Genomic DNA, 15934 nt, shown 5'->3' with positions numbered 1-15934 from the left:
CTTATGCGCTGCATCGGATCGCTTTGCTCAAAAACTATGCAATGCATGAATACAAATTGATCAGTCGATTGTTGCATTTCAATATGTATTTCTGCACAACTCGTTGCAGTTCTCGGCATTTTCTTTCGAAGTGATTGCAGGAAGATGCGCGTGTCCAGGCGGTCGCAAACGTCACACGTGGCCGCCGCTCTCCATGAAGCGGACCCGCCATGCGCATCGCGCTCTCGACGCAGAATTCCAGACGGCTCCGCCGCGCGATCGAGCTCGCGATCGGGCCCATCCTGCTGCTGGGCATCTGGTGGGTCGCCGCGAAGGGCGGGTGGGTCAACAAGGATCTGCTGCCTTCGCCGTTCGAAACGCTCCGCGACACGCTGTCCAGCATCGGCTCCGGCAGCATGACGAAGGATTTTTCGCGGACGCTGGTCCGCGTGTCCTACGCCACCGTGATCGCGATCGTCGCCGGCGTGCCGGTCGGCATCATTCTGGGGGCAAAGGCCACGATCTACCGCTCCGTCGAGTTCATCGTCGATTTCTTCCGTTCGACGCCCGCCACCGCGCTGTTTCCGCTCTTCCTGCTGCTGTTCGGCCTCGGCGATCTCGCCAAGATCGCAGTCGCGGCCTTCGCCGCCTGGCTCGTCATCGTCTTCAACGTCGCCTACGGCGTCATGAACGCGCGGCAGACGCGTATCCTCGCCGCCCGGTCGATGGGGGCGTCGTCGCTGCGGATTTTTCGCGACGTGATCTTCTTCGAGACCCTGCCGCAGACTTTCGTCGGCCTGCGCAGCGCGGTCTCGCTCGCGCTGGTGGTCGTGATCGTCGCCGAGATGTTCATCGGCGCCACCGACGGCATGGGCCATCGCATCATCGATGCGCAAATCTCCTATTCGCTGACCGACATGTACGGCTCCATTCTCGTCGCCGGCGCGATGGGATACGGGCTCAATCTTGCACTGCTGTTTCTCGAACGCTCGGTCATTCACTGGTCGGGCAAGTAGCCATCCAACTTGCGATCGTCTCCCAGGGAGTACATTCGATGTCGAAACCGGTTCTGTTCGCCGCCTGTGTTGCAGCCGCCGCTCTTGCCAATAGCGGCGCCCACGCGGCCTGCGACAAGATGGACAAGGTGACGGCGGCCTGGCTGCCGATCATGCAAACCACCGCCTACTACGTCGCGATCGAACAGAAGCTGTTCGAAAAAGCCTGCATCGAACTCGACTCCAACAAGATGGAATCGCCGAACCAGATCATCGACGCTCTGATCGCGGAGCGCGCCGATTTCGGGCCCCCCGGTGCGGCCGCTGGCATCGCCATGATCGCGGAATCGAAGTTTCCCGGAAAGCTGAGGGTGTTCGGCCTGCAGGGCGGTGGCGTCGCTGTTGGCAGGATCAACGACGGCCTGATCGTCAAGCCGGACAGCCCGATCAAGGCGTTCGCCGATCTCCGCGGCAAGACGCTCGGCCACGTGCCGGGCATCCAGTGGCGGACGATCTCGCGGCACATGGTGCGCTCGGCCGGTCTCGATCCCGACAAGGACGTCAAGCTCGTCGATCTTGCGGTTGCCATGCAGGTGCCGGCCGTCGTCGGCGGGACGGTGGATGCCACGCTGTCGCTCGAGCCGGTCGGTTCGATTGCGGTCGCATCCGGCAAGGCCATTCGCGCCATGACCAATCCCGTCGCCGCCGTTATCGCCGATCCCTTCTATTCCGGCGCGTCCGTGATGACGACAAGGTTCCTGAAGGAGCGTCCCGATGTCGCCAAAAGGGTGGTGGCGGTGATCGACGAGGCCACTGACCTCGTTAACGCCGATTTCGCGAAATACAAGGCCGTGCTGCCGACCTACACGCCGATGAAGGCGGATCAGCTCGAACTGGTGGCGCAGCCTTACCTGCGCGGCTTCAAGGATCTCAACGACAACGACATCAAGTCCTACCAGGCGCTGGTCGATATCTTCATCAAGGAAGGGGTGATGGCGGGCCCGCTGAACGTCCGCGACAAGCTGCTGACCAAGATCGATCTCGGCAACTGAGCCTGACGCAAACATGGTCAGGAACAATATCGCCCCCATCCGGCTGGCAACGGGAGAAGTGCCCGCGCCGGCGACGCCGAAGAGTTCGCGGCGGCAGCCGCTGATGACGGTTCGCGGGCTGCGCAAGACCTTCGACGATGCCGTGGTTTACGATGATTTCGACATCGATCTGCCGCTCGGGCATTTCATTTCGGTGTTCGGCCCGAACGGCTGTGGAAAGAGCACCTTCATCAACATGGTCTCCGGCCTCATGCCGATGGACGCCGGCGACGTTCTCTACGACGGGCAACGCATCAGTGACACGCGGGTTTCCTACGTATTTCAGAACTACCGCGAGGCCCTGTTTCCCTGGCTTAAGGCTATTGACAACATCCACTACCCGTTGAAGGTGTTGGGGGTGCCGCGCAAGGAGCGTCACCAGCGCGTCGACAAGCTGCTGGCCGATTTCGAAGTCCGCATCGACCTCAATGCCTTTCCATACACGCTATCTGGCGGACAGCAGCAGACAGTTTCCATCCTCCGCGCGCTCGTTACCGAGCCGGAGGTGCTGTTTCTCGACGAGCCGTTCTCCGCGCTTGACTACGAGATGACGATCTTCATGCGCGAGCAACTGCAGAAGATCTTCATGAAGACGAAGACGACAATGCTGCTGGTGTCGCATGATCTCGATGAGGCGATCGAACTCGCCGACAAGGTCGTACTGCTGACGAGGCGGCCGACCCGGGTGGCCGAGATCGTCGATGTCGACCTGCCGTGGCCGCGCAATCTGGAAGTGACGACCGGGGAGGCCTTCATGAATCTGAAGCGCCACTGCCTGGAACGTTTCTGGCAGGAGGTCAAGAAGTGACGTCGCCCTGCCGCCATCACCGCCGCCGTTCGTCGGCAACGATCTGACACACCCACCGACAAGACTGGAGACCGACATGACGAAGCGCCGTTTTCGCGCCGCCGCGGTGCAGACACTCGCCCGCCTCGGGGATTTCGACTACAATATCGCGCTTGCCACGCAGTTCGTGGAGGATGCTGTCCGGCAGGGTGCCGAGCTGATCGTATTCCCGGAATGCATGGATACCGGCTACCTGTTCGATTCGGCCGCGCACTGCCGTGAACTCGCGGAAACCGTTCCCGGCGGACCGTTCGTGACGGCGCTGTCGAATCTCAGCCGAAAGCACGGCGTTTACATTGCCAGCGGCATCACGGAATGGGATCCCGTCAAGGAGAAGATATTCAACAGCGGCGTCATGTTCGATCGCCAGGGCAAGATTGCCTGCCATTACCACAAGCAGTTCCTGGCGACCCACGACCAGAATTGGTTTTCCTTCGGCGAGCGCGGATGCCCGGTCGTCGAAACCGATCTCGGCCGTATCGGTCTATTGATCTGCTTCGACGGACGGATTCCGGAAATCTTTCGCGCCATGGCGATGCAGGGCGCGGAAGTGATCGTCGACATGGCGAACTTCTTCGCGATGGACCAGGCCGATATGTGGGGGCCGGCCCGAAGTTACGAGAACGGCGTGTGGCTGGTCGCCGCGACCAAGTCCGGGTACGAGCGATCGATCTATTATCCCGGCGGCAGCATGATCGTCGATCCGAAGGGGCGGGTGCTTTCAAGAGTCCCCTACGACACGCACGGCATGGCGATCGCGGACGTCGACCTCGATGCTGCCGCCGACAAGACGATCTACGCCGCCAATGACAAGATCGCCGATCGCCGCCCCGAAACCTACGGCATCATGGCGCTGCCATACGAACGGACGCCGGTGTTCGGCGTGGCTGACCGGCCACTGATCCCGTCCAGATCCGTGGCGAAGGTCGCCGCGGTGCAGATGCACGTGACCAGCGAAGCAAGTGTCGCCGACGTCATCGACATGGTCGATCATACGGCCAAGCTCGGCGTGAAGGTGCTGGTGCTGCCGGAATACGCCTTTGCCGGCGAGTATATCCTGTCGGCAAGGGAAGCCGCGACGCTGGCCGATCAGGCTTCGTCGCATCTCTCGGCCGTTGCGGGTGTCGCCGCAAAATATGGCTGCCTGATCGCGGCGCCGATCATCGAACGGGCCGCAGCCGGACTTCATGTCACGACCGTGCTGGTCGGGCCGGACGGCAACGAAACCGGCCGCTACCGCAAGACGCATCTGACGGCAGAAGAGCGCAAATGGGCCGTCGCCGGCGACGACTATCCGGTGTTCGACACTCCATTCGGCCGCATCGGTGTGATGTCGGGATATGACGCGGTTTTCCCCGAGACTTCGCGATGCCTTGCCATCGGCGGCGCCGATATCATCCTGTGGCCCGCCGCCCTGCGCGAACCGTTCGAACGCGAGTTGCTCGCCGTGCCGCGCGCCGAGGATAACAGGGTCGCGGTGGTGCTCGCTAACCGTGTCGATTCGCCCTATCCCGGCGGCAGCGTCGTGATCCCGCCGAACGGCTTCCCGCAATGGGACATCAATGTCGCAGCGCCTCGCGTGCTGAAGCTCGGCGCCGTGATGCCCAAGCATATCGATCTGGCGCTCTGCCGGCAGAAGCTGATGATCCCGAAGGTCGACATGTTTGCAAACCGGCTGGTTGAGACATACGCTCCGATCGTTGCGGCCTGACCGAAATCATGTTCGACCGCGATTCATGGGCCGGCGGCATCAGCCGCCGGCAGCCGCGGAGGACGGTCGGGGGCGTGAAGAAACCGCAGCAAAAGCTCCGCTATGACTGGAACGACGTTGTCTACTTTCTGGAAGTGGCGCGTCAGCGCAACCTCGTCCGGGCCGCCGAGAAGCTGAGGGTGGACCACACCACTGTAAGCCGGCGCATTCGGGAACTGGAGAAGAGCCTCAATTCCACTTTGTTCAAGCGCAGCAAATCCGGTTTTACCCTGACCGAGATAGGACTCCGCTTGTTGCAATATGCCGAAGGCATGGAAAGCCAGGCCAACTCTATCGTCGAAGCCATCGGGTTGCAGCAGGCTGATGCCGGCGGTGCGGTGCGTATCGCGGCGATGGAGGGGATCGGCAGCTTTTATCTGACCAAATGCATCGGCGACTTCAACAAGCTCTATCCCTCGATCCAGGTCGACCTGATCACCGACACGCGGCTGCTCGACCTCAGCCGGCGCGAGGCCGATATATTCGTGAGCTTCTTCCGTCCGCAGGGCAAGCGGCTGTCGATCAGGAAGGTCGGCGAGTTCAAGATATCGCTCTACAGCTCCAGTGATTATTTCGACAGCCGTCCGTATCCGAAAACGCCGAAGGAGCTCGAGGACCACGCCTTCATCGATTTCATCGACGATCACATCTACAGCAAGGAGAACCGCTGGCTATCCGACATCCTGCGTCCCGCCCATATCATTTTTCGCAGCACCAGCCTCGTCGCGCAATACATCGCGGTGTCTGAAGGGCAGGGGATCGCGATGCTCCCGTCTTACGTCGCGGCTAATGACAAGGATCTGCGGCCGGTGATGCCGGAGCTGTTCTCCACGCGCGACATCTGGCTTTCGGTGCATGAAGACCTCCTGCACGTCGCGCGCATCAAGGCGGTGATCGCGTTTCTCGAAAAACGCGTCGAGGCGGACAGGACGCTGTTGACGTCGGTCAGAGGCACGGCGAGACGGAACTGACGTGTTTTCACCATGGGTGGAAGCAACACCGCCGTCACAGCCCCGGCAGCGCGGTGACGTACACGTTGATCGCGCCTTCGGCTTCGGCGATCACGCGCAGCGTCTTGGAATCGAAGGCGATGTCGGCCAGTCGCAACTTGCTGATCTCGGCGATAACCCGCAGGCCTTCCTCGTTTTTCTGGAAGTCGCCGATCACGGCCGCGATCTTCTTCTGGGCGTTGGCCGCGAACGGCTTGAGGTCGATGACAGCCCTTTCCGCCAGCGTCTTCTGCAAATGCGGAATCGCCGCGCGCGCCGCGGCGCCGAGCAGCCCGAACGCGGCCTCCGATTCGACGGCGAGTTCGATATCGGTCAGCCGCAGCGTCTGCGCGGCCTGATCGAGCGCCGGCTGTCCCCAGATATGCACGTTGGCTTCGCCGCCCAGCCCGAGAAAGCTCTTCTTCTCCCGGGCGTTGACCAACAGCGAAATCAGCAGGCGATTGCCCGATGCCGCGACGGTGGCGCGCTTGACGGTGACGTCGACCGAACCGGAGCCGTCTTCCGGAAACGTCTTGCCGGCGAATTGCGCTTCGATAAGCTTGTTGATCTCGGTGAAGGGCACGTCGATCGGCACGCCGATCGCGACCCGTCCCGGTGTCGGCGGCACGATGTCGACCGTGGCGGGGAACGGACAGGACGGCTTGGTCTCGGCCGATGTGATGCGGGTCTCCGCCTGGATGCCGAGCGTCAGCGTCAGGTTCGAAGCGTCGACGCGCGGCTGCGCGGCCATCGCCCGAATGGGGCGCACTTCCAGCCACAGCGCCGGCATCGTTGAGCCTGATGTGGTGCCCTGCAACGCAATCGAGCGGCAGGCTTTGACCCATTGCGCCCGCGCGTTCTGCTCGAACGCCGGATCGTTGCGCATGCGCGCCTGAACCAGCGCGATCTGCTCGGCGACATTCTTGTCGATCAACGGCTTCACCTGCGCGGGCACGCTGACGCGCGCGCCGGCGACGCTGAGGCTGGAGTCGCTGAGATTGACCTGGCCCGCGAGGTTCGGCTCGATGCGCCAGTTCGCGGCGATCTTCGGCCGCGCCGATATCACGACGTTGCCCTTGATCTCGGCGCTGGCGTTCAGGTTCTTGATGTTCACGCTGCCGATCTGCTTGGCGACATTGCCGCCGAGCAGGCCGCCGAGCGCCTCTCCGACCGCTCCCGTCGCCTTGGCCGACAGCGAGCCGGTAACGTTCAGTGTGCCGGTCAGCGGCGTCGCCAGCGACAGCACGTCCTGCGCGCCGGTCGCTGCGATCGGCCCGCGCGAGGCGGTCCAGCCGATATCGGCATTCTGCAGGATCTGCGAGATCGGATTGTCGGCCTTGCCGGCGAACGAGCGCGGCGCGCCGCGCTCGGCGGCGTCGCGGATCGCCGACAGCGCAACCGCGATCGGCGCCATCACGGTGGAAGCGCGCGGCGCTGCCGGCAGCGGCGGCAATTCGGCCAGCGCCGGCGGCCGGTTCGTGGCCCGCGGCGCGACGATGTCCATCACCTTCAGGCTGGCCACAAACGAGATGATAACGACCGCGAGCGCGATCGAAACCGTCTTCAGATGCATCGGCAGACGCATCGTTCCCCCGGATCCCGTTGCAACGCCCCACAGCGTTCTACAGGGAGAGCGGATCGGAAGCCACTGCACATTGCTGCGATCTGCGTCCAAATGCAAAGCGGCCCCGGCGGTGCCGGGGTCGCGTTTCGCGTTTTGAAAATCTTATGGAGTTCAGCGGATCGTGCGGCCGAGATCGGCTCTACGATCGGTCATCGGCAGCACGATCACCTTGGTGCCGACGCTGACCCGCGAATAGAGGTCGCTGACGTCCTCATTGGTGAGGCGAAGGCAGCCCGAGGAGACGCGGGTACCGATCGTCTCCGGCGCATTGGTGCCGTGGATGCGATAGATCGTATTGCCGAGATACATCGCGCGGGCACCGAGCGGGTTACCCGGGCCGCCGGTCATGTGGCGCGGCAGATAGGGCTGGCGGGCGATCATTTGCGGCGGCGGCGTCCATGCCGGCCATTCGGCCTTGCGGGTGATGGTCTGCGTGCCGGACCACGTGAAGCCGTCGCGGCCGATGCCGATGCCGTAGCGCATTGCCTGGCCGTTGCCGAGCACGAGATAGAGATACGTGTTCGGGGTGTCGATGATGATCGTGCCCGGCGCCTCGCGGGTCGGGTAGCTCACGACCTGGCGGCGAAGGCGCGCTGGCAGTTCGACCGACCGATCCTCTTCATATCGAGGCTCGGCCTGCACCGGCGGCGGGGCCATTTCGATCTGCGGCAGGAAGAACGGAAAGATCGGCTGTGGAGCAGCGGCTGCGGGTGCGGAAAATGCAGTTGCGCCGATCGCCAGCGCGCCCAAGGCGGCGGCGGCAAAGCGGGTGTTCAGATCAAATGGATTAAACATTGGTCGTCCCCTGTTCTAACGCCTGGGCGCATCGTTGTCGGCGCGTCGTTGGTAAAACATGTACAGGGGAACTGTTTCGGGACATTTGCACAAAGTCGCCAAAATGATTTCGTCGCGTTAGGGAATCGTTTCGTTAAGGTTTCGTTGATGGCCGGCCGGGACCGCGCCGCGTTCTCCCACAAGGGAAGAAGGAAGAAGCAATCGGGTTTAGCCCGCGCGCAGCCGCGGCTTGCCGGTTTCGCCGGCGCCGAGCACCGTTCGGCGGTCGGCGACCGCGTGATGGAATTGTTCGAGCGCGAGCCCGATCACCGACAGGTCGCCGTCCTCGATGCTGCCGTCATCATAGCAATCGAGCGCTTCCCGCAGCATGCCGTCGGCGGCGCCCTGCATTTCCGCAAGTTCCCCCGGCGTCTCGGCGTTGCGCACCTTCGAAATCAATTCGAGCAGTTGATCGCGATGGGCGATGTACTGCTCGCGCTCGTCCTTGTACCAGTAATGCTTGAACCACGCGCCGGCCGATCCCAGGCCCGAGACGATCAACACCGCGAACCAGATGTAGTCGGTGTATTTTTCGAGAAACGTTCGCTCGTTGCCGTCGATATAGGCGGCGGCGCCCGCATGCGCCGGCAGCGCCGCATCCTTGTCGGTATCGGGTTTTTCGAGCTGCGAAGCTGAGGGCAATTCGCGGGCGAGTTGCTGGCGGTTGGTGAAGAGTTGGCGGGCGAAAGCGGCGACCGCGGTGTCCGACAGCGATTTTGGCGCGATGATCAGGTGATTGACAGCCACCGTATCGACCTTGTCTTCCGGGCGCTGCGGCGAGGAGCCGAAAATGCTGGCGGGAATTTCCTCGGATTCGTAGATCGGATTCTTCTTTGCGATCGCGTCGGCGATGTCGACGGGCAGGAATTTCGGCTCGCCGCGGGCGGTCGCCGTCGCTGCGATCGCGTCGATCGTGATCTTGCTCTTGAGCGGGCCGACCGCCATGAAGGCGTCGACCGACGGGTCGCGCGCCATCTCGCCGATCTGGTTGGTGGCGAACTGGCTGACCGCTACCTTGTCGGGATCGATGCCGGACTCTTTCAGGATCACACGCAGCAGCGTGACGTTGGCCTGCGTGCGCCCGATCACGCCGACGCGGCGGCCGGCGAGGTCGTCGAAGCTCTTGACCTTGGGCGTTGGCGGCTTCTTCGAACCCTTGGCGGAGAGGCCGGACGGCGCCCAGAGCACCACGACATTCTTGCGCAGGATGGCGACCGACTCGGCATTCTCAGGCAAGTTCAGGTCGCCGCGCGCCACCGCCAGATCGGCCTTGCCGGCGGCGAACAGCGCGATGCTTTCGGCGGTTCCCTCCGTCGTGACCGGCGACAGCCGCACCGCGCTGTTTTCGCGCGCAAACGTCTGCGCCATCAGCTGGATCAGTTTGTAGTCCTCGCTGCCGGCAGGCCCGACCGCGATCCGCAGCGTCGTCGGGCGCAGCACATAATACAGCGTGCCGGTGGCGACGCCGAAAGCGAGCATGCCGGCGGCCAGGATCAGGAGCGCATAATTCTTGCGCTGCCGCCGCTGGCGAGATCGCGCGGGATTGCCGTTCGGATCTGACATCATTCTGTCAAATTACACCAAAATGCGTGGAGGGGGGCTTAAAAAACATCCTTACATATCGATGACGTCATACGCATGAAATATCCATGGCCGAACGTCGGATTTGAGAATCGTTCACGAATACCGGGTCCGGCCCATGAAGATATTGATCGCGACCGATGCGTGGCATCCGCAGGTGAACGGCGTCGTTCGCACGCTGACGTCGCTGGCGAAGAGCGCCGGCGCGCTCGGTGCCGATATCAGTTTCCTGACCCCGGACGGGTTTCCGTCGATGCCCTTGCCGACCTATCCCGGCCTGCGCATTGCGTTGCCGAACCGGCGCGAGATCGCGCGGCGGATCGAGGCGGCTGCGCCGGACGCCATCCACGTCGCGACCGAGGGCCCGATCGGCTGGGCGACGCGCGCCTATTGCTGCCGCCGCAAGCTTGCGTTTACCACATCCTACACGACGCGTTTTCCCGAGTACGTCGCGGTCCGTACCGGACTGCCGCTCAGCGTCGGCTATGCCGTGATGCGCCACTTTCATGCCGCATCTTCCACCGTCATGGTCGCGACCGAATCGCTGCGCCAGGAACTTGGCGCGAGGGGTTTCCGCAAGCTCGGCTTCTGGACGCGCGGCGTCGATACCGAACTGTTCAACCCGCATGCGCCTGCCGTGCTGGATCTGCCGCGGCCGATCTTCATGACCATGGGGCGCGTCGCGGTGGAAAAAAACCTCGAAGCATTTCTGTCGCTCGACCTGCCCGGCACAAAAATCGTCGTCGGCGATGGTCCGCAGCGGGCGCAGCTCGAAAGACAATATCCCGGCGCGGTATTCCTCGGTGAGAAGAAGGGCGCGGACCTCACCGCCCATCTCGCCGCCGCCGACGTCTTCGTGTTTCCGAGCCTGACCGACACGTTTGGCGTCGTGCAACTCGAAGCGCTGGCTTGCGGCGCCCCGGTCGCGGCGTTTCCGGTCACCGGCCCTAAGGACGTCATCGCCGATCATCCGATCGGCGCAATCGACGCCGACCTGCGGAGCGCGTGCCTGCGCGCGCTGATGATGTCGCGCGAGGCCTGTCGCAATTTTGCGCTGTCGCGTTCCTGGGAGAACAGTGCGCGCCAGTTCATCGGCAACCTGACGGCGCTGCAGCCGAGCCGCGCGCTTCGTCCGGTGCGTCGGGCGCCCGCCGCGAGCGCCGTGCAGGGCTGAAGACGAACACCGATCAACAAGTCACATGCGTGAGACGGAAGGCAGAATAGAATCATGGCAGACATCATCAAGCTCGACGACACCAGGCAGCTCGATTTCGACCGCGAAATGGTCGAGCAGGCTTATGATCGCTGGGCGCCGGTCTACGACCTCGTGTTCGGCGGCGTGTTCTCCAAGGGCCGCAAGGCGGCGATCCAGGCCACCAACAAGATCGGTGGCCGGGTGCTGGAGGTCGGTGTGGGCACCGGCATCTCGCTGCCGCTCTACGCGCCGCATCTGCGGATCTTCGGCACCGATATTTCGGAGCTGATGCTGGAAAAGGCAAAGAAGCGCGTCGATGAACTCGGCCTGAAGAACGTCGAGGGGCTGGCGGTGATGGACGCCGAGAACCTCGAATTCCCGGATGACGCGTTCGACGTGGTGATGGCGCAGTATGTCGTCACGGCGGTACCGAACCCGGAAAAGGCGCTCGACGAGTTCGCCCGCGTACTGCGTCCGGGCGGCGAGCTCATCATCCTGACGCGGGTCAGCGCCGACGCCGGCATGCGCCGTTTCATCGAACGACGGCTGCAGCCGGTGGTGCGTCCGCTCGGCTTCCGCACCGCCGAGTTTGCCTGGTCGCGCTACGCGCAATGGCTGGCCGGCGCGCAAGGCATGGAGCTGGCGGAACGCCGCCTCGTGCCGCCGCTCGGCCACTTCTCGCTGGTGCGCTTTCGCAAAACGGGCGTCGCCGCGGCCGCGTGATGCGCGGCGATGACATTGCGTCAACGCGCCGCTGTGCGTTGTCACATGTCATTACGATGATGTCACATGCCCTACATCGAATCTCATTAGACCCGGTCCCATCGAACGTTTGGGGAAGAACATGATCAGAAATTTCCTTCAGGAACTGCGAACCCAGCGCTGGGACGACCATCGCTACTACCATCACAGCCGCATCAACCAGTCGCTGCACTTCGTCAGCGCCGCGAGCTTCCTGTTCGCCTACGTGATGCTGTTCATCGATCCCGTGGTATCGGCGCTGGTCGGCTGGCTGGTGTCGATGACGACGCGGCAGGCCGGTCACTTCTTCTTCGAGCCGCGCGGCTACGATCATGTCAACCATGCGACGCATGAGCACAAGGAAGAGATCAAGGTCGGCTACAATCTGCAGCGCAAGGTCGTGCTGATGACGATCTGGGCGCTGTCGCCCGTGGTGCTGTTCTTCAGCCCGACGCTGTTCGGGATGGTCGAGCCCTGGGTCACCAATGCCGACTTCATGCGCCAGGTCGCCAAGGTATGGCTGGCCGTCGGTATCGGCGGGCTGCTGTTCCGCACCGTGCACCTGTTCTTCATTCGCGACGTCGAAACCGGCCTGGTCTGGATGACGAAGATTCTCACCGACCCCTTCAGCGACCTCAAGCTCTATTACAAGGCGCCGCTGGCGCTGATGAAGGGCGAACTGATCGATCCCGGTCTCGAGAAGCACGTCAAGCCCGCTTGAGTGTTGCTGATCGCTCGAAGAATTCTCGTCATGCCCGGCCCTGTGCCGGGCATCCACGTCTTGAGCGTCAGCGAATCGCGATGTCGGCAACAGCAGAGGCGGGGATGGCCGGACATAGGCGAGCGAAAGCGACGTCGTTCTTCGGACGTCTGCGTCCGGTCATGACGAGAAGAGATCGAGCGCCCTCAGCGCCCGAACTTCTTCGCCAGCATTTCTTTCAAAATCTGCCGCTTGATAGTCTTGTTGGTCATCGCAGCATCATGCCACCACCAACCGTCGCGCTTCATTTTCTCGCTGGCGGCAATGAAGCGGTCGGCGACTTCGCTGAAATCCGCATCGGTGTAGTTCAGGCTGAAGACCAGTCGGCCGGTCCCCACCCAGCTCAGCGCCAATCCCTCGGCACGCAGATAATATTGCAGCATCCAGTTGTAGCGGGACGGTTCGGTATAGTGAACCATCCAGATCGAGGAGAGATTGCTGACGCGGACGGGCAGGTCCTTGGCCGCGAGCCGCGCGTTGAGCGTTTCAGCGCGGCCGTTCCACGTCTCGTCGAGGCCCTGATAGATGGCGTTGAAGTTCGGGCTGGCGAGGCGGCTGAGGAACTCGTCCATCGCCGTCATCACGTAGGGGTGCGAATTGAAGGTGCCGCGGGCGAAGCAGACATCCGCGGGGCGGTCGTCGCGGTAGCGCCGCATCAGATCTTTGCGGCCGCAGACCACGCCGACGGGAAGGCCGCCGGCCAGGCTCTTGCCGTAGGTCACCATGTCGGCGCGAATGCCGAAATATTCCTGCGCGCCCTTGGCGGCGAGGCGGAAGCCGACGAAGATTTCGTCGAAGATCAAAACGATGCCGCGTTCGGTGCAGACCTCGCGCAGCTTCTTCAGCCATTCGGCATAGGCCGCGCGGTCGAAATTGCCCTTGCGCGAACTGTCGACCAGCGCGGAATCGCCGGGCGCGTTGGCGTTGGGGTGCAGCGCCTGCAGCGGATTGACCAGCACGCAGGCAATGTCCTTGCGCGTGCGGAGAACGTGCAGCGTGCGTTCCGACATGTCGGCCAGCGTATAGGTCTCGTGCGGCGATACCGGATTGCCGACGCCGGGCTGCACGTCGCCCCACCAGCCGTGATAGGCGCCGGCAAAACGAACCAGGTGCGAACGCCTGGTGTGGTAGCGCGCCAGCCGTACCGCCTGCATGACGGCTTCGGTGCCGGACATGTGGAACGAGATTTCGTCGAGGCCGGAAATTTCGCACAACCGGCGGACGTTGTCCGTGATGACCGGGTGATAGGGGCCGAGCACGGGGCCGAGCGCATGCGCGCGCTTCTCGGCTTCCGCGATGCACTCCTTGTAGAAGTCGTTGCCGAAGATGTTGACGCCGTAGGAGCCGGTCAAATCGTAGAACAAATTGCCGTCGACGTCGGTGACGGTGACGCCGGCCGAGGATTCCATGAACGCGCCGGTGCCGAGATTGTCGCGCACCAGGCGGCTGTACTGGAACGGCACGCGGTAGTTTTCGGTGAACTGCAAATCGGAGATGCGCTCCGAGGCGTCTGCCGTCATCTGCCGACCCTTGGCGTAGCGCTCCTGATAGAGGCTGGCGAGGCGGAAGAACGCGTCCTGGCGTTGCAGGGCGATTTCGCTGGGCGCGCCGTCGGAACGGAAGAAAGCGTCGATGTCGAATTCGTAGTGCGGCAACAGCCGCGCGACCATCTTGGACATTTTGGAATGTCCGGTCAGCGAGCGGTGTTTCGCGCGCGACAGCGCCAGCCGCGCTTTCAATTTGGGGAATACTGCCGCGGCGCTTACGGCCGCAGCGGCGGACAGGGAAAGAATCGGAAGGGACGAATCCATGCCTGAAGCGCTAGCCAATCCTGCTGACAGATTGATGACAGTCCGCGGCCTGATCGCCCGCTTCACACAGCAGGAGGACCTGAATTTCCTCTTGACCAACCGCATCCCGCGCGCAGGCCTGACGCGCTTCATGGGCTGGTTCAGCAAGATCGAAAACCCGCTGGTGCGCGATGCCTCGATTGCCTGCTGGCGGCTGTTCTCCGACCTGGATCTGTCGGAGGCGAAGAAGACCGAATTCAAGAGCCTGCACGATTGTTTCACGCGCGAACTTCGTGATGGGCTGCGGCCGGCCGATCCCGACCCTCAAATCGTGGCCAGTCCCTCCGACGGCATCATCGGCGCCTTCGGCAGGATCGCGGACACCGAGCTGTTCCAGATCAAGGGCGCGCCTTATTCGCTGCTCGATCTGCTCGGCGATCCCGCGCTGGTGGAAAAGCACCGCAACGGGCGCTTCCTCACGCTGCGGCTGACCTCCAGCATGTATCACCGCTTTCATGCGCCCTATGACGGCAAGATCGAGCGGGTGACGTTCATTCATGGCGACGTCTGGAACGTCAACCCGATCGCGCTGAAGCGGGTCGAGCGGCTGTTCTGCAAGAACGAGCGGGCGGTGCTTCAGATGCGGCTGCCGTCGGGCGAGGCGCTGACACTGGTGCCGGTCGCCGCCATTCTGGTCGCCAGCATCCGGCTGCATTTCCTCGATCGCACGCTCAATGCGCAGAGCAGGGGGCCGACGGTATTCCCTTGTGATGCAAACGTTCGCAAGGGCGACGAACTCGGCTGGTTCGAACACGGCTCGACCATCATCGTGCTGGCGCCGGAACATTTCGAATTCGCCGACCATGTCGCGGAAGGCGCGCGCGTCCGCGCCGGCGAAGCGCTGTTGCGAAAACCGCAGCTTTAGGCTCGATTCTTTTCGCTCATGCCTCTATATGCTCGCGCGCACCGGGACGGCCAGGTGCGACAACGCGGGAAGAGAGATGGCGCGATCGCCCGTTCTGGCGGCGGGAGGCATTGTATTGCGGCAGGGGCGAACGCCGCTGGTCGCCGTCGTGCGCCTGCGTAAGCGCAACGAATGGGTCTTGCCGAAGGGCAAGCTCAACGACGGCGAGACGCCGCGCGCTGCGGCCGAGCGCGAGGTGGTGGAAGAAACCGGGCACGATGTCGCCGTGCACGAGTTTCTGGGCACGCTGGTGTATGAATCCCGCAGCGGTTCCAAGGTCGTGCACTACTGGCGCATGGAAGCGCGCGGCGGCGCCGTTCATGAACTGATGCGCGACGTGAGGGCCGTGGACTGGCTGCCGCTCGATGCCGCCATCGAGCGGCTCTCGCGTGACCATGAGCGCGCGTTCCTCGAAAATGTCGGCCCGATTGCACTCTCCGCGGCGAGCCATGCTGCGACGGCCCGCAAGGCGCGGGCCAAACAGCCGGAGAAGCGGCGGACACGGCAGCCGGACGCGGCCGAGGCGCCTGCAGCCACTGCGGCGTCTGCTCCGTCCTTGCCTGCTCAGCCTCTGCCGCAAGTTGCACAGCACGACGACGGGCCTGTCGTGATCGATGCGACTGCCTGCACCTCAGTTGATCAGGCCGCTGACCAGGCGCAGCGGCACGGCCCGCCGTCATTTGCGCCGGAGATAGAGCCGGTGGTGGTCGAACCGGGCAAGGCGCGCACGCGATGGCAGCCGCGAAGCTTCATTCAGAAGCTGCACGACTGGCTGCGGCGCGATACCTGACGCC

General features: G+C 63.2%; 14 protein-coding genes. 10 read left to right on the top strand and 4 right to left on the bottom strand.

Translation table 11 applies throughout. From position 1 onward, the window contains the following. Nucleotides 1-209 precede the first annotated feature (209 nt). From QUH67_RS28575 to QUH67_RS28555, 5 genes are all read left to right on the top strand, one after another. Complete coding sequence (locus QUH67_RS28575) at nucleotides 210-995, top strand: ABC transporter permease (RefSeq protein WP_300942826.1); 786 nt, start codon at nucleotides 210-212, stop codon at nucleotides 993-995. A gap of 38 nt (nucleotides 996-1033) precedes the next feature. Continuing rightward, a complete protein-coding gene (locus QUH67_RS28570) occupies nucleotides 1034-2026 on the top strand; it encodes an ABC transporter substrate-binding protein (protein WP_300942825.1) in 993 nt (330 codons plus the stop codon). Between the two features lie 13 nt (nucleotides 2027-2039). Further along, on the top strand, nucleotides 2040-2873 hold the full coding sequence (locus QUH67_RS28565; RefSeq protein WP_300942824.1) for an ABC transporter ATP-binding protein: 834 nt from the start codon (nucleotides 2040-2042) through the stop codon (nucleotides 2871-2873). Between the two features lie 76 nt (nucleotides 2874-2949). After that, nucleotides 2950-4623: a carbon-nitrogen hydrolase family protein gene (locus QUH67_RS28560; protein WP_300942823.1), complete on the top strand. Its 1674-nt coding sequence runs from the start codon at nucleotides 2950-2952 to the stop codon at nucleotides 4621-4623. A 74-nt stretch (nucleotides 4624-4697) separates the two neighbouring features. Continuing rightward, entirely contained in the window at nucleotides 4698-5633 is a 936-nt protein-coding gene (locus QUH67_RS28555) for a LysR family transcriptional regulator (protein WP_300942822.1), read from the top strand. A gap of 34 nt (nucleotides 5634-5667) precedes the next feature. On the opposite strand, the gene QUH67_RS28550 is transcribed toward QUH67_RS28555, so the two are convergent. The 3 genes from QUH67_RS28550 to QUH67_RS28540 all read right to left on the bottom strand — a co-directional run bounded on the left by QUH67_RS28550 (nucleotide 5668) and on the right by QUH67_RS28540 (nucleotide 9675). Next, nucleotides 5668-7236, bottom strand: coding sequence for a DUF4403 family protein (locus QUH67_RS28550; RefSeq protein WP_300942821.1), 1569 nt, complete (start codon nucleotides 7234-7236; stop codon nucleotides 5668-5670). 150 nt (nucleotides 7237-7386) lie between these two features. Continuing rightward, nucleotides 7387-8070, bottom strand: coding sequence for a L,D-transpeptidase (locus QUH67_RS28545; RefSeq protein WP_300942820.1), 684 nt, complete (start codon nucleotides 8068-8070; stop codon nucleotides 7387-7389). 207 nt (nucleotides 8071-8277) lie between these two features. Next, the gene (locus tag QUH67_RS28540) at nucleotides 8278-9675 is read right to left on the bottom strand and encodes a TAXI family TRAP transporter solute-binding subunit (protein WP_320416106.1); all 1398 of its coding nucleotides are present in this window, start codon (nucleotides 9673-9675) and stop codon (nucleotides 8278-8280) included. 133 nt (nucleotides 9676-9808) lie between these two features. On the opposite strand from QUH67_RS28540, the gene QUH67_RS28535 reads away from it, so the two are divergent. From QUH67_RS28535 to QUH67_RS28525, 3 genes are all read left to right on the top strand, one after another. Next, entirely contained in the window at nucleotides 9809-10864 is a 1056-nt protein-coding gene (locus QUH67_RS28535) for a glycosyltransferase family 4 protein (RefSeq protein WP_300942819.1), read from the top strand. Between the two features lie 54 nt (nucleotides 10865-10918). Beyond that, on the top strand, nucleotides 10919-11608 hold the full coding sequence (locus QUH67_RS28530) for a class I SAM-dependent methyltransferase (RefSeq protein ID WP_300942818.1): 690 nt from the start codon (nucleotides 10919-10921) through the stop codon (nucleotides 11606-11608). A 121-nt stretch (nucleotides 11609-11729) separates the two neighbouring features. After that, complete coding sequence (locus tag QUH67_RS28525) at nucleotides 11730-12347, top strand: hypothetical protein (protein ID WP_300942817.1); 618 nt, start codon at nucleotides 11730-11732, stop codon at nucleotides 12345-12347. A gap of 185 nt (nucleotides 12348-12532) precedes the next feature. Here QUH67_RS28525 and QUH67_RS28520 read toward each other — a convergent pair whose 3' ends face one another. Next, nucleotides 12533-14197, bottom strand: a complete 1665-nt coding sequence (locus QUH67_RS28520) for an aminotransferase class III-fold pyridoxal phosphate-dependent enzyme (protein WP_300942816.1) — start codon at nucleotides 14195-14197, stop codon at nucleotides 12533-12535. Between the two features lie 34 nt (nucleotides 14198-14231). Between QUH67_RS28520 and asd the strand changes: the two genes are divergently transcribed. Next, nucleotides 14232-15101: an archaetidylserine decarboxylase gene (asd, locus tag QUH67_RS28515; protein ID WP_300948202.1), complete on the top strand. Its 870-nt coding sequence runs from the start codon at nucleotides 14232-14234 to the stop codon at nucleotides 15099-15101. Between the two features lie 76 nt (nucleotides 15102-15177). Then, a complete protein-coding gene (locus QUH67_RS35035; protein ID WP_300942815.1) occupies nucleotides 15178-15930 on the top strand; it encodes an NUDIX hydrolase in 753 nt (250 codons plus the stop codon). The last annotated feature ends 4 nt before the right edge of the window (nucleotides 15931-15934 follow it).

The sequence above is a fragment of the Bradyrhizobium roseum genome, assembly GCF_030413175.1.
Classification (GTDB): domain Bacteria; phylum Pseudomonadota; class Alphaproteobacteria; order Rhizobiales; family Xanthobacteraceae; genus Bradyrhizobium; species Bradyrhizobium roseum.
The sequence above is the reverse complement of the archived record's forward strand: the minus strand, read 5'-3'. Positions and strand labels throughout refer to the sequence as shown.

What these genes read in the sequence shown, in the direction of transcription:
- QUH67_RS28575 (WP_300942826.1), top strand. Translation starts at nt 210, where the DNA reads ATGCGCATCGCGCTCTCGACGCAGAATTCCAGACGGCTCCGCCGCGCG.
- QUH67_RS28570 (WP_300942825.1), top strand. Translation starts at nt 1,034, where the DNA reads ATGTCGAAACCGGTTCTGTTCGCCGCCTGTGTTGCAGCCGCCGCTCTT.
- QUH67_RS28565 (WP_300942824.1), top strand. Translation starts at nt 2,040, where the DNA reads ATGGTCAGGAACAATATCGCCCCCATCCGGCTGGCAACGGGAGAAGTG.
- QUH67_RS28560 (WP_300942823.1), top strand. Translation starts at nt 2,950, where the DNA reads ATGACGAAGCGCCGTTTTCGCGCCGCCGCGGTGCAGACACTCGCCCGC.
- QUH67_RS28550 (WP_300942821.1), bottom strand. Translation starts at nt 7,236, where the DNA reads ATGCGTCTGCCGATGCATCTGAAGACGGTTTCGATCGCGCTCGCGGTC.
- QUH67_RS28545 (WP_300942820.1), bottom strand. Translation starts at nt 8,070, where the DNA reads ATGTTTAATCCATTTGATCTGAACACCCGCTTTGCCGCCGCCGCCTTG.
- QUH67_RS28540 (WP_320416106.1), bottom strand. Translation starts at nt 9,675, where the DNA reads ATGATGTCAGATCCGAACGGCAATCCCGCGCGATCTCGCCAGCGGCGG.
- QUH67_RS28535 (WP_300942819.1), top strand. Translation starts at nt 9,809, where the DNA reads ATGAAGATATTGATCGCGACCGATGCGTGGCATCCGCAGGTGAACGGC.
- QUH67_RS28530 (WP_300942818.1), top strand. Translation starts at nt 10,919, where the DNA reads ATGGCAGACATCATCAAGCTCGACGACACCAGGCAGCTCGATTTCGAC.
- QUH67_RS28525 (WP_300942817.1), top strand. Translation starts at nt 11,730, where the DNA reads ATGATCAGAAATTTCCTTCAGGAACTGCGAACCCAGCGCTGGGACGAC.
- QUH67_RS28520 (WP_300942816.1), bottom strand. Translation starts at nt 14,197, where the DNA reads ATGGATTCGTCCCTTCCGATTCTTTCCCTGTCCGCCGCTGCGGCCGTA.
- asd (WP_300948202.1), top strand. Translation starts at nt 14,232, where the DNA reads ATGACAGTCCGCGGCCTGATCGCCCGCTTCACACAGCAGGAGGACCTG.
- QUH67_RS35035 (WP_300942815.1), top strand. Translation starts at nt 15,178, where the DNA reads ATGGCGCGATCGCCCGTTCTGGCGGCGGGAGGCATTGTATTGCGGCAG.